The sequence below is a fragment of the Nocardia sp. CNS-044 genome, assembly GCF_059570515.1.
Genome location: NZ_JCANSX010000009.1, coordinates 370,074 through 391,623, shown reverse-complemented (window position 1 = coordinate 391,623; position 21,550 = coordinate 370,074). Strand labels below are relative to the sequence as shown.

At 69.6% G+C, this 21,550-nt stretch carries 20 protein-coding genes and 1 pseudogene; 16 read left to right on the top strand and 5 right to left on the bottom strand.

Annotated elements, in window-relative coordinates; all coding sequences use genetic code 11:
• The first annotated feature begins 137 nt into the window (after nucleotides 1-137).
• The 12 genes and pseudogenes from T333_RS24615 to T333_RS24560 all read left to right on the top strand — a co-directional run bounded on the left by T333_RS24615 (nucleotide 138) and on the right by T333_RS24560 (nucleotide 15,078).
• Complete coding sequence (locus T333_RS24615; protein ID WP_496425973.1) at nucleotides 138-1,523, top strand: dihydroorotase; 1,386 nt, start codon at nucleotides 138-140, stop codon at nucleotides 1,521-1,523.
• Complete coding sequence (locus tag T333_RS24610; RefSeq protein ID WP_354999761.1) at nucleotides 1,524-2,021, top strand: PH-like domain-containing protein; 498 nt, start codon at nucleotides 1,524-1,526, stop codon at nucleotides 2,019-2,021.
• Entirely contained in the window at nucleotides 2,018-3,130 is a 1,113-nt protein-coding gene (gene carA, locus T333_RS24605; protein ID WP_354999762.1) for a glutamine-hydrolyzing carbamoyl-phosphate synthase small subunit, read from the top strand. Before T333_RS24610 ends, carA begins: the two co-directional genes overlap by 4 nt.
• A complete protein-coding gene (carB, locus tag T333_RS24600; protein WP_354999763.1) occupies nucleotides 3,130-6,462 on the top strand; it encodes a carbamoyl-phosphate synthase large subunit in 3,333 nt (1,110 codons plus the stop codon). The genes carA and carB overlap by 1 nt, the downstream gene beginning before the upstream one ends.
• Before the next feature lie 214 nt (nucleotides 6,463-6,676).
• Nucleotides 6,677-7,501 carry an orotidine-5'-phosphate decarboxylase gene (gene pyrF, locus T333_RS24595; protein WP_496425972.1) on the top strand — a complete coding sequence of 275 codons (825 nt, stop codon included), beginning with the start codon at nucleotides 6,677-6,679 and terminating at the stop codon, nucleotides 7,499-7,501.
• A gap of 634 nt (nucleotides 7,502-8,135) precedes the next feature.
• Nucleotides 8,136-8,456: an integration host factor, actinobacterial type gene (gene mihF / locus T333_RS24590; protein WP_040708330.1), complete on the top strand. Its 321-nt coding sequence runs from the start codon at nucleotides 8,136-8,138 to the stop codon at nucleotides 8,454-8,456.
• A gap of 8 nt (nucleotides 8,457-8,464) precedes the next feature.
• Nucleotides 8,465-9,046, top strand: coding sequence for a guanylate kinase (gene gmk / locus T333_RS24585; RefSeq protein WP_354999765.1), 582 nt, complete (start codon nucleotides 8,465-8,467; stop codon nucleotides 9,044-9,046).
• 106 nt (nucleotides 9,047-9,152) lie between these two features.
• Nucleotides 9,153-9,428: a DNA-directed RNA polymerase subunit omega gene (gene rpoZ / locus T333_RS24580; RefSeq protein WP_067780290.1), complete on the top strand. Its 276-nt coding sequence runs from the start codon at nucleotides 9,153-9,155 to the stop codon at nucleotides 9,426-9,428.
• A gap of 74 nt (nucleotides 9,429-9,502) precedes the next feature.
• Nucleotides 9,503-10,732: a bifunctional phosphopantothenoylcysteine decarboxylase/phosphopantothenate--cysteine ligase CoaBC gene (gene coaBC, locus T333_RS24575; protein ID WP_354999766.1), complete on the top strand. Its 1,230-nt coding sequence runs from the start codon at nucleotides 9,503-9,505 to the stop codon at nucleotides 10,730-10,732.
• 257 nt (nucleotides 10,733-10,989) lie between these two features.
• Entirely contained in the window at nucleotides 10,990-12,201 is a 1,212-nt protein-coding gene (gene metK / locus T333_RS24570; protein WP_354999767.1) for a methionine adenosyltransferase, read from the top strand.
• 60 nt (nucleotides 12,202-12,261) lie between these two features.
• Nucleotides 12,262-12,633: pseudogene (locus tag T333_RS24565) on the top strand (primosomal protein N' family DNA-binding protein); the annotation flags it as partial.
• Between the two features lie 681 nt (nucleotides 12,634-13,314).
• Entirely contained in the window at nucleotides 13,315-15,078 is a 1,764-nt protein-coding gene (locus tag T333_RS24560; RefSeq protein ID WP_496426125.1) for a primosomal protein N', read from the top strand.
• 125 nt (nucleotides 15,079-15,203) lie between these two features.
• On the opposite strand, the gene T333_RS24555 is transcribed toward T333_RS24560, so the two are convergent.
• The gene (locus T333_RS24555) at nucleotides 15,204-16,049 is read right to left on the bottom strand and encodes an SDR family oxidoreductase (protein ID WP_496425971.1); all 846 of its coding nucleotides are present in this window, start codon (nucleotides 16,047-16,049) and stop codon (nucleotides 15,204-15,206) included.
• A gap of 72 nt (nucleotides 16,050-16,121) precedes the next feature.
• Here T333_RS24555 and T333_RS24550 point away from each other — a divergent pair, with 72 nt between their 5' ends.
• The 3 genes from T333_RS24550 to T333_RS24540 all read left to right on the top strand — a co-directional run bounded on the left by T333_RS24550 (nucleotide 16,122) and on the right by T333_RS24540 (nucleotide 18,597).
• Nucleotides 16,122-16,688, top strand: a complete 567-nt coding sequence (locus T333_RS24550; protein ID WP_496425970.1) for a TetR/AcrR family transcriptional regulator — start codon at nucleotides 16,122-16,124, stop codon at nucleotides 16,686-16,688.
• A gap of 145 nt (nucleotides 16,689-16,833) precedes the next feature.
• The gene (locus T333_RS24545) at nucleotides 16,834-17,490 is read left to right on the top strand and encodes a PadR family transcriptional regulator (protein ID WP_354999771.1); all 657 of its coding nucleotides are present in this window, start codon (nucleotides 16,834-16,836) and stop codon (nucleotides 17,488-17,490) included.
• Nucleotides 17,491-17,610: 120 nt separating this feature from the next.
• A complete protein-coding gene (locus T333_RS24540) occupies nucleotides 17,611-18,597 on the top strand; it encodes an esterase/lipase family protein (RefSeq protein ID WP_496426124.1) in 987 nt (328 codons plus the stop codon).
• 39 nt (nucleotides 18,598-18,636) lie between these two features.
• Here the strand turns inward: T333_RS24540 and T333_RS24535 are convergent, their stop codons facing one another.
• Nucleotides 18,637-19,068, bottom strand: coding sequence for a PPOX class F420-dependent oxidoreductase (locus T333_RS24535; protein ID WP_496425969.1), 432 nt, complete (start codon nucleotides 19,066-19,068; stop codon nucleotides 18,637-18,639).
• On the bottom strand, nucleotides 19,065-19,988 hold the full coding sequence (locus T333_RS24530) for an NAD(P)-dependent oxidoreductase (protein WP_496425968.1): 924 nt from the start codon (nucleotides 19,986-19,988) through the stop codon (nucleotides 19,065-19,067). Before T333_RS24530 ends, T333_RS24535 begins: the two co-directional genes overlap by 4 nt.
• 48 nt (nucleotides 19,989-20,036) lie before the next feature.
• On the opposite strand from T333_RS24530, the gene T333_RS24525 reads away from it, so the two are divergent.
• Nucleotides 20,037-20,435 carry a MerR family transcriptional regulator gene (locus T333_RS24525; RefSeq protein ID WP_354999775.1) on the top strand — a complete coding sequence of 133 codons (399 nt, stop codon included), beginning with the start codon at nucleotides 20,037-20,039 and terminating at the stop codon, nucleotides 20,433-20,435.
• 2 nt (nucleotides 20,436-20,437) lie between these two features.
• Here T333_RS24525 and T333_RS24520 read toward each other — a convergent pair whose 3' ends face one another.
• Both T333_RS24520 and T333_RS24515 read right to left on the bottom strand, forming a co-directional pair.
• Nucleotides 20,438-20,746, bottom strand: coding sequence for an antibiotic biosynthesis monooxygenase family protein (locus tag T333_RS24520; RefSeq protein ID WP_354999776.1), 309 nt, complete (start codon nucleotides 20,744-20,746; stop codon nucleotides 20,438-20,440).
• Between the two features lie 48 nt (nucleotides 20,747-20,794).
• Nucleotides 20,795-21,421 carry a TetR/AcrR family transcriptional regulator gene (locus tag T333_RS24515; RefSeq protein WP_496425967.1) on the bottom strand — a complete coding sequence of 209 codons (627 nt, stop codon included), beginning with the start codon at nucleotides 21,419-21,421 and terminating at the stop codon, nucleotides 20,795-20,797.
• Nucleotides 21,422-21,550 lie beyond the last annotated feature (129 nt).

Here is a 21,550-nt window from a genome sequence, read left to right as displayed (position 1 = left end):
TGAGCGAATCATGTGGCAGCGCGCAGCGCGCATGCCGAAGCTGAGCGTCAGCGAGGCGCAGGCATGAGCGGTCAGGGCTCGGAGGAGGCAGCCCGCGTAACCACGGAGAGCCCCGCTCAGGCCGAAAGGAGGACAGCATGAGTGGGCTGTTGATCAAGGGGGCCTTGATCTACGGCGAGGGTCAGCCCGTGGACGTGTTCGTCGACGAGGGCGAGATCCGGCAGATCGGCACCGATCTGGGCATCGTGGACGCCGAGATCATCGACGCGAAGGGCCAGATCCTGCTGCCCGGCTTCGTCGACCTGCACACCCACCTGCGCGAACCGGGCCGCGAGGACACCGAGACCATCGAGACCGGCTCCGCCGCCGCGGCGCTCGGCGGCTACACCGCCGTGTTCGCCATGGCCAACACCAACCCGGTCGCCGACTCGGTGGTCGTGACCGACCACGTGTGGCGGCGCGGCCAGGAGGTCGGCCTCGTCGACGTGTTCCCGGTGGGCGCGGTGACGGTCGGGCTCGAGGGCAAGCAGCTCGCGGAGATGGGCACCATGGCGGCGGGCGTCGGCGCGGTGCGGATGTTCTCCGACGACGGCCACTGCGTGTACGACCCGCTGATCATGCGCCGCGCGCTGGAGTACTCGAACTCCCTCGGCGTGCTCATCGCCCAGCACGCGGAGGAGCCCCGGCTGACCAAGGGCGCGGTCGCGCACGAGGGCCCGACCGCGGCCCGGCTCGGTCTCGCGGGCTGGCCGCGGGCCGCCGAGGAATCGATCGTGGCCCGCGACGCGCTGCTGGCCAGGGACGCCGGCGCGCGCGTGCACATCTGCCACGCCTCCACCGCGGGCACCGTGGAACTGGTGAAATGGGCCAAGTCCCAGGGCATTTCGATCACCGCCGAGGTGACGCCGCACCACCTGCTGCTGGACGACACGCGGCTGGAGACCTACGACGCGGTCAACAAGGTCAACCCGCCGCTGCGCGAGGCCTCCGACGCCGCGGCGCTGCGGCAGGCGCTGGCCGAGGGCATCATCGACTGCGTGGCCACCGACCACGCCCCGCACGCCGAACAGGACAAGTGCTGCGAATTCGCCGCGGCCCGTCCCGGCATGCTCGGGCTGGAGACCGCGCTGTCGATCATCGTCCAGACCATGGTCGAGCCGGGCCTGCTGGACTGGCGCGGCGTGGCCCGCGTGATGAGCGAGCAGCCCGCGCGGATCGTCGGACTCGACGACCACGGCCGCCCGCTCGAGGTGGGCGAGCCCGCGAACCTCACCCTGGTCGACCCCGACGCCACCTGGACGGTGCGCGCCGCGGAGCTGGCCAGCATCTCGAACAACACGCCGTTCGAGGCGATGACCTTCCCGGCCAAGGTGACGGCGACGTTGCTGCGCGGCCGGGTGACCGCACGCGAGGGCAAGGCGGTCTTGGGTACCGCGGCGCGAGCGACGGGCCCGGAGGCGGTAGCGGAGCGTGGCCACGGAGGGCACCGGGAGCGCCGCCGATTGGACGCAGGAGGTCCGTAAGTGGAAAGAACGCTGTGGGTGGTCGGGTGCCTCGCGCTGTTCGCGCTCGGCGTCTGGCTGATGTACCGGGGCTGGCAAAACCGCGCGGCGCGTCAGCAGGAGCGGATCGGCGAACTGCCGCCGGTGCCCGCCGACCTCGGCGCCCAAGTGCTGGAGCCGACGACCGGCCTGTATCTCGGCAGCACGATCGCGCCGAGTTGGCAGGACCGGATCGCGGTCGGCGATCTGGGTTTCCGCGCCACCGCGGAACTCACGCGGTTCGAGCGGGGGATCCTGCTCGAGCGCGACGGGGCGACGGTGATCTGGATTCCGCAGGAGTCCATCACGGCGGTGCGCACCGAACGCGGCCACGCGGGCAAGGTGATGACAGAAGATGGTGTGCTGGTAATTCGCTGGAAGCTGCCGACCGGAACCGAGATAGACACCGGCTTCCGAGGTGACGACAAGACGGTGTATCCGGCGTGGGCCAGGACGACGACGGGAGATGAACGAACGTGAATGAAGCGGCTGCGCTGGTGCTCGAGGACGGCCGGGTGTTCCGCGGCACGGCCTACGGCGCCGTGGGCGAGACGCTCGGCGAGGCGGTGTTCTGCACCGCGATGACCGGGTATCAGGAAACTCTGACCGACCCCAGCTACCACCGCCAGATCGTGGTGGCGGCGGCACCGCAGATCGGCAACACCGGATGGAACGACGAGGACGACGAGTCCTCGAAGATCTGGGTGGCCGGGTACGTGGTGCGCGACCCCGCGCGCCGTGCGTCGAACTGGCGCGCGACCACGACGCTGCCCGACGCCATGCGTGAGCAGGACATCGTCGGCATCGCGGGTGTCGACACCCGCGCTCTGGTGCGCCACCTGCGCACCCGCGGTTCGATGAAGGCGGGCATCTTCTCCGGCCCCGCGCTCGCCGACGAGGACGCGCTGCTGGCCCGGGTCAACGGCCAGCCGTCCATGCTGGGCGCGGATCTGGCCGAGGAGGTCAGCACCGATTCGGTCTACACGATCGAGCCCACGGGCGAGCGCCGCTTCACCGTCGTCGCCGTCGACCTGGGCATCAAGACCAACACCCCGCGCATGTTCGCCGAGCGCGGCATGCGGGTGCACGTGGTGCCCTCGACCGTCACCTTGGACCAGATCCGCGAGCTGAAGCCCGACGGCGTCTTCCTGTCCAACGGTCCCGGTGACCCGGCCACCCAGGACGGCGCGGTCGCCATCACCCAGGGCGTGCTCGAGCAGGGACTGCCGCTGTTCGGCATCTGCTTCGGCAACCAGATCCTGGGCCGGGCGCTCGGCCGCGAGACCTACAAGATGAAGTTCGGCCACCGCGGCATCAACATCCCGGTCGTCGAGCACGAGACCGGCCGGATCTCGATCACCGCGCAGAACCACGGCTTCGCCCTGGAGGGCGAGCAGGGTGAACAGTTCGACACCCCGTTCGGCCGCGCCGAGGTCAGCCACGTCTGCGCCAACGACGGCACCGTCGAGGGCGTGCGCCTGGTCAACGGCCGCGCGTTCTCCGTGCAGTACCACCCCGAGGCCGCCGCAGGCCCCCACGACGCCGCATATCTGTTCGACCGTTTCGCCGGTCTCATGGAAGGAGCCTGATGCCTCGCCGCGAGGATCTACGCCACATCCTGGTGATCGGTTCGGGCCCGATCGTCATCGGCCAGGCTTGTGAGTTCGACTATTCCGGCACCCAGGCGTGCCGGGTGCTCAGGTCCGAGGGCCTGCGCGTGTCGCTGGTGAACTCCAACCCGGCGACGATCATGACCGACCCCGAGTTCGCCGACTCGACCTACGTCGAGCCGATCACGCCGGAGTTCGTCGAGAAGGTCATCGCGAAGGAGCGTCCCGACGCCATCCTCGCGACCCTCGGCGGGCAGACCGCGCTGAACACCGCCGTCGCGCTGCACGAGCGCGGCGTGCTGGAGAAGTACAACGTGGAGCTGATCGGCGCCGACTTCGACGCCATCCAGCGCGGCGAGGACCGGCAGAAGTTCAAGGACATCGTCGCCAAGGTCGGCGGCGAGAGCGCCCGCTCGCGGGTCTGCTTCACCATGGACGAGGTGCGCGAGACGGTCGCCGAGCTGGGCTTCCCCGTCGTCGTGCGGCCCTCCTTCACCATGGGCGGCCTCGGCTCCGGCATGGCCTACAACCACGAGGACCTCGACCGCATCGCGGGCGGCGGCCTCGCCGCATCGCCGACGGCCAACGTCCTGATCGAGGAGTCCATCCTCGGCTGGAAGGAATACGAGCTCGAGCTGATGCGCGACGGCCGCGACAACGTCGTGGTGGTCTGCTCGATCGAGAACGTGGACCCGATGGGCGTGCACACCGGCGACTCGATGACCGTCGCCCCGGCCATGACGCTCACCGACCGCGAGTACCAGAAGCTGCGCGACCTCGGCATCGCCATCCTGCGCGAGGTCGGCGTCGACACCGGCGGCTGCAACATCCAGTTCGCGGTGAACCCGCGCGACGGCCGCCTGATCGTCATCGAGATGAACCCGCGCGTCTCGCGGTCCTCGGCGCTGGCCTCCAAGGCCACCGGCTTCCCGATCGCCAAGATCGCGGCCAAGCTGGCCATCGGCTACACGCTGGACGAGATCGTCAACGACATCACCAAGGAAACCCCGGCCTGCTTCGAGCCGACCCTGGACTACGTCGTCGTCAAGGCGCCACGGTTCGCGTTCGAGAAGTTCCCCGGCGCCGACGCGACGCTGACCACCACCATGAAGTCGGTGGGCGAGGCGATGTCGCTGGGCCGCAACTTCTCCGAGGCGCTCGGCAAGGTGCTGCGCTCGCTGGAGACCAAGGCCACCGGCTTCTGGACTCTGGACGACGGCCCGTGGGCGCCCGTCGACGGTGACGCGCAGGCCGCGATCGAGAAGATCCTCGACGACCTGCGCACCCCGATCGAGGGCCGCATCTACCAGGTCGAGCGGGCGCTGCGCTACGGCGCGAGCATCGACGACGTGGCCGCGGCCTCGGGCATCGACCCGTGGTTCGTCGCCGAGATCGCCGGTCTTGTCGAGCTGCGCCAGGAGATCATCGACGCCCCGGTGCTGGACGAGCCGCTGCTGCGCCGCGCCAAGCACTACGGCCTCTCCGACAACCAGCTCGCCGCGCTGCGGCCCGAGCTGGCGGGGGAGACCGGCGTGCGCGCGCTGCGCCACCGGCTCGGCGTGCGCCCGGTGTACAAGACCGTCGACACTTGCGCCGCGGAGTTCGAGGCCAAGACCCCGTACCACTACTCGGCCTACGAGCTCGATCCCGCCGCGGAGTCCGAAGTGGCGCCGCAGCGCGAGCGCGAGAAGGTGATCATCCTCGGCTCCGGCCCGAACCGCATCGGCCAGGGCATCGAGTTCGACTACTCGTGCGTGCACGCGGCGCAGACGCTGTCGCAGGCCGGGTACGAGACGGTGATGGTCAACTGCAACCCGGAGACCGTCTCCACCGACTACGACACCGCCGACCGCCTCTACTTCGAGCCGCTCACCTTCGAGGACGTGCTCGAGGTCTACCACGCGGAATGCGAGTCCGGCACCGTCGCGGGCGTCATCGTGCAGCTCGGCGGGCAGACCCCGCTGGGTCTCGCGCAGCGGCTGACCGACGCGGGCGTTCCGGTCGTCGGCACCAGCGCGGCCGCCATCGACCTGGCCGAGGATCGCGGCGAGTTCGGTGAGGTGCTGGTCGCGGCCGGTCTGCCCGCGCCGAAGTACGGCACGGCCACCACGGTCGAGCAGGCGAAGAAGATCGCCGCGGGCATCGGCTACCCGGTGCTCGTCCGCCCGTCCTATGTGCTCGGCGGGCGCGGCATGGAGATCGTCTACGACGAGAAGTCCCTGGAGGGCTATATCTCCCGCGCCACCGAGCTGAACCCCGAGCACCCGGTGCTCGTCGACCGGTTCCTCGAGGACGCCATCGAGATCGACGTGGACGCGCTCTGCGACGGCGAGGAGGTCTACCTCGGCGGCGTGATGGAGCACATCGAGGAAGCGGGCATCCACTCCGGCGACTCGGCCTGCGCGCTGCCCCCGATCACGTTGGGCCGCAGCGACATCGAGGCGGTGCGCCGCTCGACGATCGCGCTGGCCAAGGGCATCGGCGTCAAGGGCCTGCTCAACGTGCAGTACGCGCTCAAGGACGACGTGCTCTACGTGCTGGAGGCCAATCCGCGGGCGAGCCGGACGGTTCCGTTCGTCTCCAAGGCCACCGCGGTGCCGCTGGCCAAGGCCTGCGCGCGGGTCATGCTCGGCGCCACCATCGCCGAACTCCGCAAGGAGGGCATGCTGCCGAGCGAGGGCGACGGCGGGCACGTCGCGCTGGACGCGCCGGTCGCGGTGAAGGAAGCGGTGCTGCCGTTCCACCGGTTCCGTCGCGCCGACGGCAGCGGCGTGGACTCGCTGCTCTCGCCGGAGATGAAGTCGACCGGCGAGGTGATGGGCATCGACGCCGATTTCGGCACCGCCTTCGCCAAGAGCCAGGCCGCCGCGTACGGCTCGCTGCCCACCGAGGGCACCGTGTTCGTCTCGATCGCCAACCGCGACAAGCGCGCCATGGTGTTCCCGGTCAAGCGCCTGCACGACCTGGGCTTCCGCATCCTGGCCACCGAGGGCACCGCGGAAATGTTGCGCCGCAACGGTATTCCGTGCGAGCAGGTGCGCAAGCACTCCGACGAGGACCGGGCCGACGAGCCGACGATCGTGGAGCAGATCCGCGACGGCGAGGTCGACATGGTGTTCAACACCCCGTACGGCAACTCCGGTCCGCGGGTGGACGGCTACGAGATCCGCACCGCGGCGGTGGGCGTCAACATCCCGTGCATCACCACGGTGCAGGGCGCGGCCGCGGCCGTGCAGGGCATCGAGGCCAGCATCAACGGCGGCATCGGCGTGCGGTCCCTGCAGGAACTGCACTCGTCGCTGCGCGGCTGAGGCAGCGATGCGGCGGTCTGCCGGGCAGGTGGAACGTGACGAACCATTCAGACCGGCCCCGCACGGAGCGAGCCTTACGAGCGACCGTTCGCGGCCGTCTCGCGGCCCGGCGATCGAAGCGCATGCGCGTAGCGCGAGTCTCGATCGCCGGGACGCGAGACACCAGGGGCCGCGAACCCGCGCGCCCCGGCGCGCCGACAACACAGGAGACTCGATGAAGACGTTCGGCGCGCGCCTGCACCACGCGATGCACCACTTCGGCCCGCTGTGCGTCGGCATCGATCCGCACCCGCAGCTGCTCGCCGCCTGGGGGCTGACCGAGGACGCCGAGGGCATGGAGAAGTTCGCCGAGATCTGCGTCGAGGCGTTCGACGGCACCGTCGCCCTCGTCAAGCCGCAGGTGGCGTTCTTCGAGGCCTACGGTTCGGCGGGGATCGCGGTGCTGGAGCGGACTGTGGAGGTGCTGCGCGCCTCGGGCACCCTGGTGCTCGCCGACGCCAAACGCGGTGACATCGGCTCCACCATGGAAGCCTACGCCCGCACCTGGCTCGGCGACGGGCCGCTCGGCTCGGACGCGGTGACGGTCTCGCCGTACCTCGGTTTCGGTTCGCTCGCGCCCGCGCTCGAACTCGCCGAGGCCAACCACCGCGGCCTGTTCGTGCTCGCCGCCACCTCGAATCCCGAAGGCGCGCAGGTGCAGCTGGCGCGAGTCGGTGACGGGCGCAGCATCGCCCAGACGATGGTGGACGAGGCCGCCGCGCGCAACAGGGGCCAGGACTTCGGGTCGGTGGGCGTCGTCGTCGGCGCCACCCTCGCCGAGGCCCCCGACCTGTCCGCGCTGAACGGCCCGATCCTGATGCCGGGCATCGGCGCCCAGGGCGGCGGACCGGGATCGGTGCGCGACCTGGTGCCCGAGTCCGTGCTGGGCGCGGTGGTGCCGAACGTCTCGCGGGAGGTGCTGCGCGAAGGCCCGTCCGTTTCGGCACTGCGTGCCAGGGTGAGCGCGCTCCAGGAGGATTTCGCCTTCTTGCGGCGCTGAGAAAATCGCAGCGCGGCCGGGGTTTTCCCGGCGCATAGTCCTCGAAGCGGCCCGCGGGCTCGGTACCGACCGAACCCGCGGGCCGCTTCGTGGTGTCTGGCCGCCCTCCTGCGGGGTTTACGCGCGTCCCGCGCGGGGAAACCCGGGTGACGTGTGGTGAATCGCGTAGACGGCGATTCAGCGGCACGCCGTGCCCCCGGCTCTCTCGTTCCGCTCGCGCCCTCTCGCGCCCTGGCTTGTCGTCGTTTCGGTGGTGCCGAATCCCAAGCGATGGGACATGTGTTCGATCCGACACGCGGACGAACAGTGCGACACGCGGGGAATTTCCAGAAAGTTCCTGGTCGGAAGCCTGACCGATTGCTGACACGTCGAGAGAAGTCATGGCAACCGCTCCGCTAACCCTGGAATGCTTCGAGAATATGCTGGTAGCAGGGCGTTTCCGAGATTCGGCGGTACGATCACCGCAGCGCCCGGGGCGCGACGCGCATCCGGTCCGACTCGCCCCTACGGCATGCAGAATCATGCGCTGACCTGGGGGGTGGGTTCGCAATCGGCGGACGTCGTGGGTACGGTCGCTGAGACCGCGCGGGTTACCGGCGGTAGATCAAGCAATGAACGATGAGACGGAGGAACCGTGGCCCTTCCCCAGCTGACTGACGAGCAGCGCGCCGCTGCTTTGGAGAAGGCGGCTGCCGCTCGCCGCGCTCGGGCGGAGCTCAAGGAGCGCTTGAAGCGTGGCGGCACCGACCTGAAGAGCGTCCTCAAGGATGCCGAGACCGACGAGATCCTCGGCAAGATGAAGGTGTCGGCGCTGCTGGAGGCCCTGCCCAAGGTCGGCAAGGTCAAGGCTGCCGAGATCATGACCGAGCTGGAGATCGCCCCCACCCGCCGTCTGCGCGGACTCGGCGATCGGCAGCGCAAGGCGCTGCTCGCCCGGTTCGACTTCGACGCCTGACGACGAGGGTGGTCGAACACACGCGGAAGGGTCGGCTGGTTGTACTGGTCGGCCCCTCGGCCGTAGGCAAGTCCACGGTCGTGCGGTGCGTGCGGGAACGCCTGCCCGAACTGGTCTTCAGTGTGTCGGCGACGACCCGGGCCCCCCGGCCCGGGGAGGTCGACGGACTCGACTACCGGTTCGTCTCCCGTGACCAGTTCGACGCCATGATCGAGGCGGGCGAACTGCTGGAATGGGCGGACATCCACGGCGGCCTGCAGCGGTCGGGGACCCCGGCCGGCCCGGTGCGCGAGGCGCTGAACGCGGGCATGAACGTGCTCGTCGAGGTGGATCTCGAGGGCGCGCGCTCGGTGCGCACGGCGATGCCGGAAGCTCTCCTGGTCTTCCTCGCCCCGCCGAGCTGGGACGAACTGGTCTCCCGGCTCACTTCACGCGGCACCGAATCGCCGGAGGTGATCGAGCGCAGGTTGCAGACCGCGCGCACCGAACTGGCGGCATGTGACGAGTTCGACATCGTCATCGTGAACGACGAGGTGACCAGCGCCTGTGAGCAGTTGGTATCGTTGTTCGTTAGCACAAATTCGAGGTAGCCGCCGAACACCCGTGTCCCGGTCATCGCGGCCGGGGCCAGGGCGGCGGTATCGCACGCTCGACTACCCGCTGATTTTTCCACGACAACCCGCAGGAGCCTCACCAGTGAGCGACACCAAGACCGCGCCCGCGTACGACACCCCGGTCGGCCTGACCAACCCGCCGATCGACGAGCTGCTCGAGCGCACGTCGTCCAAGTACGCGCTGGTCATCTACGCCGCCAAGCGGGCCCGCCAGATCAACGACTACTACAACCAGCTCGGCGACGGCATCCTCGAGTACGTCGGTCCGCTGGTCGAGCCGGGCCTGCAGGAGAAGCCGCTGTCGGTGGCGATGCGCGAAATCCACTCCGACCTGCTCGAGCACTCCGAGGGCGAGTAACCCATCTCGCGTTCGCGCGTGATGCAGCAGTATCGAACTCCCCGCGTGGCCGGGGACGAGCCCACGGAGGCGTAGTGACCACACGCATCGTCGTCGGCGTCAGCGGAGGGATCGCCGCCTACAAGGCCTGCGCGCTCGTCCGGCGCTTCACCGAGACGGGGCACGAGGTCAGGGTGATCCCGACCGAGTCGGCTCTGCAGTTCGTCGGCAAGGCGACCTTCGAGGCGCTGTCCGGGAACCCGGTGCACACCGACGTGTTCACGGATGTGCCGGAGGTCCCGCACGTTCGCCTGGGGCAGGAGGCCGACCTCGTGGTCATCGCCCCCGCCACCGCGGACCTGATGGCGCGCGCCGCACACGGCCGCGCCGACGACTTGCTCACCGCCACGCTGCTGACGGCGCGATGTCCCGTGCTCTTCGCGCCCGCGATGCACACCGAGATGTGGGAGCATCCGGCGACCATCGCCAATGTCGAGACGCTGCGCAGGCACGGCGCGACCGTCATGGAGCCCGCCTCCGGACGCCTCACCGGCACCGACACCGGTCCGGGCAGGCTGCCCGAGCCCGAGGAGATCTTCGGGCTGGCCGCGCTGCTGCTGGAGCGCGCCGACGCCATTCCGCGCGACCTGGTCGGCCGTCGCCTGGTGATCACCGCGGGCGGCACCAGGGAACCGCTGGATCCGGTGCGCTTCCTCGGCAACCGTAGCTCGGGCAAGCAGGGCTACGCGCTGGCCAGGGTCGCCGCGCAGCGCGGCGCGCATGTCACGCTGATCGCCGGCAACACGATCGAGATGGCCGCTCCTGCGGCCGTCGATTTGGTGCACATCACCACGGCCGAGCAGCTGAAGACGGCGGTGGAGAAGCACGCGGTCGGCGCCGACGCCGTGATCATGGCCGCCGCCGTCGCCGATTTCCGGCCGACGAACGTGGCCGCGGCCAAGATCAAGAAGGGCGCGGGCGAGCCGGACGTCATCCCGTTGACCAAGACCGACGACATCCTCGCCGGTCTGGTGCAGTCGCGGCGCGACGGCCAGCTGGCGGGCACCGCCATCGTCGGCTTCGCCGCCGAGACCGGTGACGAGCACGGCGACGTGCTCACCCACGCGCGCGCCAAACTGGCCCGCAAGGGGTGTGACCTGCTCGTAGTCAACGCGGTCGGCGAGGGCAAGGCCTTCGAGGTCGACACCAACGACGGCTGGCTGCTCGGCGCCGACGGCACCGAACAGGCTCTCGACCACGGGTCGAAGGCGCTGCTCGCCAGCCGTGTGCTGGACGCGCTCGGCACGCTGCTGCGCGCCGGGTAGCCTTGGCTCGATCGAATTCCGTTGCCGCGCCGAGCGATCGGCGTGCCGCTCGATCCGGACGTCGACTGCGGGCGCAGTGCGCGAATGTGCGCCGCGACCACCGCGGGTGCGGATAGTCTGGGACGGCGATAACCGGCGGATTCGTCGCGTCGTGGGTTTGGAATAGTCTGAGATGAAGGGTTGCGCGACGGCGGTATCGCATTACTGTCGCTGTGGCCATCCGATACGAGAAACCCGTTGAGGGAGAGGGAACAACTGTGCGCACGTCTGGCAGCCGCCTATTCACCAGTGAGTCCGTGACCGAGGGTCATCCGGACAAGATCTGTGACGCCATCAGCGATTCCATCCTCGACGCGTTGCTGGCGGAAGACCCGCGCAGCCGGGTCGCCGTGGAGACGCTCGTGACCACCGGCCAGGTGCACGTCGCGGGCGAGGTGACCACCTCCGCCTACGCCGACATCCCGCGCATCGTCCGCGAGAAGGTCCTCGAGATCGGATACGACTCGTCCGCAAAGGGTTTCGACGGCAACTCGTGCGGTGTCAACATCGCCATCGGCGCCCAGTCGCCCGATATCGCGCAGGGTGTCGACACCTCGCACGAGGCGCGCGTCGGCGGCGAAGACGACGAGATCGCCAAGCAGGGCGCGGGTGACCAGGGCCTGATGTTCGGCTACGCCAACACCGACACCCCCGAGTTGATGCCGCTGCCGATCGCGCTCGCGCACCGGCTCTCGCGCCGCCTGACCGAGGTCCGCAAGACGGGCGTGCTGCCGTACCTGCGTCCCGACGGCAAGACCCAGGTCACCATCGAATACGACGGCCACCGGCCGGTCCGGCTCGACACCGTGGTCATCTCCACCCAGCACGCGGCCGACATCGACCTGGACAACCTGCTCGCGCCCGATATCCGCGAGAAGGTGCTGGACTCGGTGCTCGCCGACCTGAGCCTGCCCACCCTGGACATCTCCGACGTCCGGTTGCTGGTCAACCCGACCGGCAAGTTCGTGCTCGGCGGCCCGATGGGCGACGCGGGCCTGACCGGCCGCAAGATCATCGTCGACACCTACGGCGGCATGGCCCGGCACGGTGGCGGCGCGTTCTCCGGCAAGGACCCGTCGAAGGTCGACCGCTCGGCCGCGTACGCCATGCGCTGGGTGGCCAAGAACGTGGTGGCCGCGGGTCTGGCCGACCGGGTCGAGGTGCAGGTCGCCTACGCCATCGGCAAGGCCGCTCCGGTCGGTCTGTTCGTCGAGACCTTCGGCACCGAGAAGGTCGACCCGGAGCGCATCTCGACCGCGATCACCGAGGTCTTCGACCTGCGTCCCGGCGCCATCATCCGCGACCTGGACCTGCTGCGCCCGATCTACGCGCCGACCGCCGCCTACGGCCACTTCGGCCGCACCGACGTCGACCTGCCGTGGGAGCACACCGACCGCGCCGACAAGCTGCGCGCGGCCGCCGGCCTGTAGGCCGACCGGGCCGGAGTGAGCCGACCCGCGGCGGACCAATCCGCCACCTCCACGGATGATGTGTCCGTGGGACCGACGACGACAGCGGAAGCACCCGCGCGACCTATCGCGCGGGTGCTTCCGCTGTTGACGCCCGCGCACCTGGACCGCGATTTCGACTACCTGGTGCCCCCCGAGTTCGACGAGATCGCCCAACCGGGCGTGCGGGTGCGCGTCCGCTTCGCGGGCCGCCTCGTCGATGGTTACGTGCTCGCCCGCCTGACGCACAGCGAGCACGGCGGCAAGCTCGTCAAGCTGGAGCGCGTCGTCTCCGCGGAACGCGTCCTCACCCCCGAGATCCTGGACCTCGCCACCGCCATCGCCGCCCGCTACGCGGGGACCCGCGCGGATGTGCTGCGGTTGGCGATTCCGCCGCGGCATGCGCGGACGGAGAACGGGGGGACCAAGAAGGTAGGCGTTCGTTCGTCCGGTGCGTCGTCGGCGGACGAAGGAGGGGGCGACTCCGTCTCCGGCGCCGATCTCGAGCAGCAGGGTGCGCCTGAGGTCATGGCGGAGAACAGACATGCGGACCCGCCGATGCGAGTTGTCGAAAACGGTTCTGTACCAGGCCATTCGGCTGGCGGGTCCAATGCGTCCGCTTCCGATGACTCGGGCGACCGTAGCGCGGCTGCGGATGTGCCGCGAAATATTCTCGACGAGAACGATTCTCGCACTCCACGATCGGCGACCGCCCCGACCGGAGATGATGGCTTCGTCTCGACCGAGGACGCGAGGATGGCTCCGGAGCTTCGCGGGACCGCCACTGGCGCCGTCGCGACAGACGTGGTCACGGATGGCTCGGCTGCCGTCGGTAGTGCCGCTGCGGGTAGCGAGCTGGCCGGCGGTGCAAACGAGAATCGTGACTCGGCCGAGCAAGTCGCCGCTGCGAGCGGCACGGCGCCGGGTGCGGCACCCGTGGCAGGTGGTGCAGAGGAAAGTGGTGCCGGGGCCGAGCACGATGGGGCTGCGGGCGGTGCGGTGCAGGGTGCGGCGCCCGTGGCAGGTGCTGGTGGGGGAGCAGCGGATAGTGGCCCTGCGGGGGGTGCATCCCGGAGCGCCGCACCGGTGGATGATGTGGCCGAAGGTGGCGCCGACGCGGTCGATGGTGTAGCGGGCAGCCGTGGTGGCGAGACCGCGCCCGGTGCGGTCGCGGGCGGAGCCGCCGCGGCTGCCAACCGTGCAGTCGGCCCGAAGGCGTTGCCGCAGAGCACATCCGGGGTGCGTTCGGAGCTGGGCTTCGATACCGCGCCGTGGGAGCGTTACGTCCACGGCGGTGCGTTCCTCGCGGCGCTCGGACAGGGCAAGGGGGTGCGGGCGGCCTGGCAGGCGATGCCGGGGGAGGACTGGGCCCGGCGGCTCGCGGAACTCGCCGCGACAGTGGTCGGGGCCGGGCGCAGCGCGATCCTGATGGTGCCCGATCAACGGGATCTGAATCGCGTCTTCGCCGAATGCGTTCGGCTGGTGGGTGATTCGGCCGTCGGGTTGACGGCGGGGCTGGGACCCGCCGCGCGGTATCGGCGATGGCTGGCGGTGTTGCGCGGCAGCGCGAAGGTCGTCGTCGGCACGCGCAGCGCCGTGTTCGCGCCCGCCGCGAACCTGGGTCTCGTCGCGATCTGGGACGACGGCGACGACACCTACGCCGAGCCCCGCGCGCCCTACCCGCACGCGCGCGAGGTGTCGATGTTGCGGGCGCACGAGACGGGGGCGGCGTTCGTCGCGGCCGGGTTCGCCCGCACCGCGGAGATCCAAGCGGTGGTGGATTCCGGCTGGGCGCACGACCTCGTCGCCGATCGCTCGGTGCTACGCAAGGCCGCGCCTCGAATCAGCGCTCCTGGCGACAGCGACATGGCGATGGAGCGCGATCCCGTGGCGCGCGCGGTCCGCATCCCCGGCGTCGCTTTCGCGGCGGCACGGGCCGCGTTGAAGGAGGGGGCCGCGGTGCTGGTGCAGGTACCGCGCCGCGGCTACGTCCCCGCGTTGTCCTGCGCGAAATGCCGGACGCCCGCGCGGTGCAGACACTGCAACGGCCCACTGGCGCTTCCGGAAAGCACGCCCGGCGGCGTCCACGAGGCGCACAGCCCGAGCTGCCGGTGGTGCGGCATCACCGAGACCGCGTTCCGCTGCTCGGCCTGCGGCTCCCGCGCCTTGCGCGCCGTCGTGATCGGCGCCGTCCGCACCGCCGAGGAACTGGGCCGCGCCTTTCCCGGCGTGCCGATCCGCGGTTCCGGCGGCGGCGCGGTGCTCGACACCGTCGAACCGGGTCCGCAGGTGATCGTCTCCACCGTCGGCGCGGAACCGGTGGTGCGCGGCGGGTACGGCGTCGCCCTGCTGCTGGACGGCTGGGCGCTGCTCGGCCGCGCCGACCTGCGCGCCGCCGAGGACGCGCTGCGCCGCTGGATGTCGGCCGCGGCGCTGGTCCGCCCGCACGGGCAGGTCGTGGTGATGGCCGAGCCGTCCCTGCCGACCGTGCAGGCGCTGGTGCGCTGGGACCCGCTCGGACACGCCCGCGCCGAGGTCGACGCCCGCGCCGAGGTCGGTTTCCCGCCCGCCGTCCGCTTGGCCGCGGTGGACGGCGCCACGGAGGCCATCGACGAACTGCTCACCGCCGCCGACCTCCCCGCCGACGTCGAGGTGCTCGGCCCCGTCCCGCTCCCTGCCACCGCGCGCAAACCCTTCTCCGGCGACTCCCCGGCCGAAGTCGAACGCATGCTCCTGCGCGTCCCCCGCCGCACCGGCGCCGCCCTCTCCCGCGCCCTCACCGCCGCCCAGGCGATCCGCAGCACCCACCGCTCCGACGCCCCCCTCCGCGTCCAAATCGACCCCATCGACATCGGCTGACCCCCAGGTGCCCTGTCACGCCGGTCGAAACCCCACACCGCCGTCAGATCGCCGAACGAAGCCCGTGCGGCGCGCCGGGCGGGAGCAGCGTGCACCCGCTGGGCGCGGACGCCGGGTCCTGCGCGTCAGGCGAAGACAGCCCGATTCCGTTCCGCCCATTCGGCATACGTGCTCGCTTGCCGACCGAGCACCTTCTCGATGTCCGGGCTGATGAGCAGCTCGTCGGGCGTCGGCGAACCGAGAATCTCCAGCGTGTGGTCGGCGACCGCTTCCGGCATGAAGCGGAGCATGGCTTCGCGCGCTTGGGCCGCGGAGAGTTCGACGAAACGGACTTCGGTGCCGAGAGCCGCACCGAGTGCCGCCGCCTGCTCGCGTGGCGTGATCGGTACGGGTCCGGTCAGTGTGTAGATCTGACCGGCGTGCCGGTCCTCGCGCAACGCCGCGGCGGCGACGGCCGCGATGTCGGCCGGGTCCACCGAGGGCAGCCCGACCGATCCGAACGGCGCGGCGACGGTCTGCTCGCCGCGCACCGACTCCACCCACGCGTAGGTGTTGCTGAAGAAACCGCCGGGCCGCAGGATGGTCCATTCCAAAGACGAAGCCCGAAGTGCCTTCTCGTAAGCGCGCATTCGGTCGTAGCCCGCGGCATCGGGGCGGGTTTGAGTACCGAGCGAGGACACGAAGACCACCCTCCGTACGCCCGCCTCGGCAGCGACGCCCAGAACTTCCTCCGGTTCCGGTCCCGCCATCAACTGCTCACCGGTGATCAACAGGAACAACGCCTCGGCGCCCGCGAGGGCGGGGGAGAGGCTCGCGGGATCGGCGAGATCCGCCGCGACGTGCCGGACTCCTTCCGGTAGGGCGATCGACCCGACTCCCCGCGAGACGGCCGTCACCCGCGTCCCCGACGCTGCGAGCAGCGGGACGAGCGAGCGTCCGATATTGCCGGTCGCCCCGGTCACCACGATCATGTGCACTCCTAGTTAGTTGGCTGACTAAAAGAAACGTAGTGGAGGATCGCGCGGCTGTCTATAGTCAGTTGTGTGACTAACTCAGTCGAGAAGGCGGGCAAGCGCGAGCGGCTGGTCGACGCGGCAGTGCGCGAGTTCTACGAGCGCGGCGTCGAGAAGACCACCATCGCCGACATCGCGCGCACCGCCGAAGTGCCCGTCGGCAACGTGTACTACTACTTCAAAACCAAGGATCAGCTGATCGAGGCGGCCATCGGCGCGCACGCGAAGGGTCTGGACGAGCTCACCGCGAACTTGGATGCCCTGCCGGCGCCGCGGGAGCGGCTGAAGGCGCTGGTCCAAGGCTGGGTCGACGAGCGCGAGATGGCCGTCCGGCACGGCTGCCCATTCGGCTCGCTGACCGCCGAGCTGCACAAGCGCACCGACCCGTTGGACGGTCGCGCGGCCGACGTGATGCGGACGCTGCTGGACTGGGTCGAGCGGCAGTTCGCGGAAATCGGCCGTGCCGACGCTCGGGATCTTGCGGTGGCGCTCATTGCTTCCTATCAGGGAATCTCTCTGCTCACCAACACCTTCCGTGATCCCGAGCTGATGGCGGCCGAGGGAAAGCGGCTCCAGGACTGGATCGACTCGCTGTAGCGACCTGCTTCGGGCGCTCCTGTGGTGCACAGGCGCGCCCGAGGTGTTTCTCGCGGGGAATACTCGAGGACCTCCTTGTGTTCGATGCATTGTCGATATATCGTCGATATTGTGAAATGAACACGAGAGCCCAAGGAGGGCCGACATGGAAAACATCGAGAACACGCAGAACAGAGAGTTCGGACGCGGCGGCCGTTGGCGCAAGCCCGGCCGTGGCGAGTTCGGACGCGGACCGCACCGGCACGGCGGCAGGCACGGCTTCGGCCCCGAGTTCGGTCCCGGCTTCGGTCCGGGTTTCGGGCCGGGCTTCGGCCCGCAATTCGGACGAGGTCGCGGCCGCGGGGGTCGTGGCAGGCGCGGCGACGTGCGCGCCGCCGTGCTGCTGCTGCTGACCGAGCGGCCGATGCACGGCTACGAGCTGATCCAGCAGATCCGTGAGCGCAGCGACGACATCTGGCGGCCGAGTCCCGGATCGATCTACCCGGCGCTCGCGCAGCTGGAGGACGAGGGCCTGGTCCTCATCGAGAAGGTTGCCGGTCGCAAGACCGCCAAGCTCACCGAGGCGGGCGGCGAGTACGTCACCGAGCATCGTGAGGAACTCGGCGACCCCTGGGCGCAGGTCAAGGCGGACGTCGGCGCGCAAGCTATCGACCTGCGGGGATTGGTCGGCGGAGTGATGGGGGCGGTCGCACAGGTGGCCGCCGTCGGCACCCCCGAGCAAGCGGCGAAGGCGGCCGAGATCCTGAACGACACTCGCCGTTCGCTCTACCGCATCCTCGCCGAGGACGAAGCTACCGAATAGTAACGATCACGAAACATCGCTCGAGCGTGCGTTTTTCGCGCCGATCGGGTAGATCATTGTGATATGGAACAGCCGATTGGTTCGTGGGGTTGGGGTAGGTCACAGGTTTGGCGCGGCGCAATGGCGTTCGCGCTGGTCGCGGGAGTGCTGGTCGGCTCGGGTGTGGGCGGGTCGACCACCGCCGTCGCCGAACCGGGCGATATCGCCGAACCGCTCGTCGTCCGGGCGCCCGACGTGCCGACCGTCGGCGCGCCGCCGCAGCCCGACCACCTGGCCGCCGCGCGGCTTCTGAAAGAGAACAAGAACGCCACGCCGCTGGGCACCAACGATTTCGGTTGCCGTCCCACCGCGGCCCACCCCCGTCCCGTCGTGCTGGCGCACGGCACCGACTCCACCGCCTACTCCGATTGGTCGGCGATCGGTCCGCAGTTGGTGGCGGCCGGATTCTGCGTCTTCGCGCTCAACTACGGCGGCGCGCCGGGCGCCGACACCTACGGCACCGAGGACCTGCGCGCGAGCGCCCAGCAGATCGGCATGTTCATCGATCGGGTGCTGGCGGCGACCGGCGCCGCGAAGGTGGATCTCGTCGGATTCTCCCAGGGCGCCAACGTGACCCGGCTCTACACCAACAAGCTCGGCGGCGCCGCGAAGGTGGCCCAGTGGGTCGGCGTGGCGTCGCCGAGCTACGGCGGGGTGATGTACGGGCTGGTGCCGGTGGCGCAGGTGATCCCGGGCGCGCTGGACGTGTTCGCCAGGGTCACCTCGACCGCGGCGGTGCAGCAGGCGCAGGGCTCGCCGATCATGCTCGAACTCAACGCGGGCGGCGATACCGTGCCCGGTGTCCGCTACGTGACCATCGGCAGCCGGGTCGACGAGATGATCCAGCCCTTCAGCAATATCGCGCTGCGTGGGGCGGGCGCCGAGAACATCGTCGTGCAGGATTTGTGCCCGGCCAACCTGACCGGTCACTTCCACATGGTCTACGACCCGTTCGTGCAGCAGCTGGTGCTGCGGGCGCTCGATCCCGTGCACGCCCCGACGCCCACCTGCGCGGCGGTGCCGCTGGGCACCGGTATCCCGCAGGTGATCATCGCGGGCAATTCCTGATCGGGGTCGGCCGGGCGGGATGTGAACCGCCCGGCCCGATCACCGCAGCCGGGCGCCGTAGACGTGCTCGACCGCGATCGTGACGAGCACCCGCCGCTCGGCGACCATCACCGCTCGGTACTCCGCCCAATCGGGATGCTCGCCCGCGGCGGCGCGGTAGTACTCCACCAGGGCCTCCACCTCGGGACCGTGCGGATCCGTTCCGGGCCCCGTCAGTGTCGCGGTGCCCTCGGCGGTGGTCCACGCCCAGCCGTCCGGTCGGGTGACCTCCAGGCTGGCTCGCGGGTCACGCCGCAGGTTGACCGTCTTGGCCGAACCCTCGTCGGTCGCGAAGTAGATCCGGTCCGTCGCGCGGTCGTAGTATGGCGTCACGGGTGAGAGCTGGGGCCGTCCGGACGCTTTGATGGTCGCGAGCACACCGAGTTCGCTCTCCGCCAACAGCGAGCGAGGGTCGAACGGTTCGGCGCTCACCGTGGCGTCACCGAGTCGTCCCGGAACAGCTCGATCAAGGCCGCGTAGCCTTCGTCGCCGCGTCCGGCGGTCACGGCCCGGTCCGCCAATGCCTTGACGAACCTGGGGATTTCGGCGCTGACGCCCGCGGCCTCGCACTCCTCGATGACGTGCTCCATGGTGGCGAGGTGCGTGTGGATTGTGGCGTCCAGCACCGGGTAGTCGCGCGCGTCGATCTGCTGCGCGTATCCGGTCAGCCAATCACCGACGGTGCCGACGCCGCGAGTCGCCAAGGGCGCGAAGGCATCGGCGCGTACTCCGGCGGCGCCCAGCAGTGCTGCGCTGTGCAGAAACGCGTTCAGGATTCCCCACATCAGATTCAGCACCGCCACGTCGTGCAACGACGACAGACCGTGGTCCTCGCCGAGATAGGTTGCGCGGCCGAGGTTCTGGAGGGTCTCTTCGTGTGCGTCGAAGGCCGCGCGCGGGCCGCTGTAGATGATCTCGGCATCCGTCGAGCCGATCGCCGCGGGAACGCCGAGGATGGCGCCGTCGAGATACGCGCACCCTTGCCGCGCCGCCCATTCCGCGGTCTGTCTGGCCTGCGCCGAGGTGCCCGAGGTCAGGTTCACCAGGACGTGTCCGTCCAGCGCTCCGTCCAGCGGATCCAGGATCTCGTGCACCGAGTCGTAGTCGGACAGGCACACGACAAGGAGCCGACCGGCCGCGACCGCATCGCCGACGGACGCCGCGAGCTCGGCGCCGTCCGCCACCAGATCCGCGGCTTTCGCCGCCGTGCGATTCCACACCACGGTCCGATATCCCTTGCGTTGGAACGCTTTCGCGAGCGCGTGACCCATCATGCCGAGGCCGAGGACCGTCACGGTCTCGGTGCCGGATTCGCGCGTCGGCGTCTGCTCTTGTATCGAGTCGATCGTCATGACACGATCCTCAACGTTCACACCGGTATGAAGGTCAAGGAGCGCGCCATGTTGATCGGCGAACTGAGCAGACGAACCGGGGTCCACGCCCATCAGTTGCGGTATTACGAAGCCCAGGGGCTGCTCGAACCCGACCGCGGCAGCAATGGCTACCGGCAGTACGCCGACGACTCGGTGGTGACGGTGACGCAGATCAGGAAGCTCCTCGACGCGGGCCTGTCGACCGAGGAGATCGGCTACCTCCAGCCGTGCATCACCGGCGAGGACGCCGATCTCGTACCGTGTCCGGAGTTGTTCGACACCCTGCGCGGCCGCCTCGCCGGACTCGACGAGCAGATCGCCACGCTGACCCGGACGAGGCAGGCGCTGCTCGACTACATCGAGAACACCGAGGAGCGCGCGCCCTCGGGTGACTATTCGCCGTGCGAAACCACCGCGGGTCGGTGAGTTCAGAGGTATTCGGCGACAACGTGATAGAGGCCGGGGTTCGCGTCGGCGAATTTCTCGGCCTCCGCGACCGAGGCCACCACCGTCTTGTTGAGTCCGGCGGCCTCGCACGCCTCGACGCTGTCCCAATGGGCGACGTTGATCAGCTGGAATCGAGTGTCGGACATCAGCGCTCGGTGCAGTCGCACATCGCGGAATCCGGGTGCTTCGCGCATGAGAGCCGCGCGTTCGCGCCACTGCTCGACGAATTCCTCGATGCGGTCGGCGGGTAGTTCGATCACATTGATGAAGGTGACGCCCTGATCAGGCATGGTGAATGTCCTTTCGTCTTCGGTGATTTGGGTTCGAAGTAGGAGATGTCATCCGCGCAGCAGTTGACGGACCAGCGCCTCGCTCCACCACCGCTCGACCTGGTCGGGTTGCCACCCGCGTTCGACGGTGAGCGTGGCGTAGACGTCGATGTTGCACAGCGCGGCGTAGATGTCGAGGGCGGTGGACAGGTCCACGCCGGGACGCAGGGCGTCATCCGGCCAAGCCTCGAAGACCTCGGCGCGGACCCGGTCGGCCGCGCGGCGGACCTGCGCGTAGACGGTGGCGAAATCGGCCTCGGTGCGACCGGCTTCGCGGATCAGCGCGACGAGATCACCGGCGCGTTCGAGGAGCCGACGATCGTAGCCAGCCATTGCGGCGAGTTGCCGCTCAGGCGTGGTGGATTCGTCCAAATCGGTGAGCAGGCGGGGGAGATCGGCGGACAGGTCGGCCGCGTCCACCAGCGCCCAGACCAGGCCCGCCTTGTTGCCGTACGCGGCATAGACCGTCGGCACCGAAACGCCCGCCTCGCGCGCCACATCGCGCACGGTGGTCGACGCCCAGCCCTGCGCGACGAACAGCCGACGAGCGGCGTCGGCGATCTCCACCCGCGTGCGCTGCGCTTGGGCGTGTCGCCGCAGGGAATCGTAGGTACGCCGCGGGGGTGATTCGGTCACTCACCTCTCCGATCTTCTGCCTCATATATTGATTAGAGTACACGTAAAGTCAATAGGAACTCGCGCGCCGAAGCGGTTACTGAGACTGCGGGTCCTACCAATATGTCCTGGGAGACAAAGGAAGTCGGG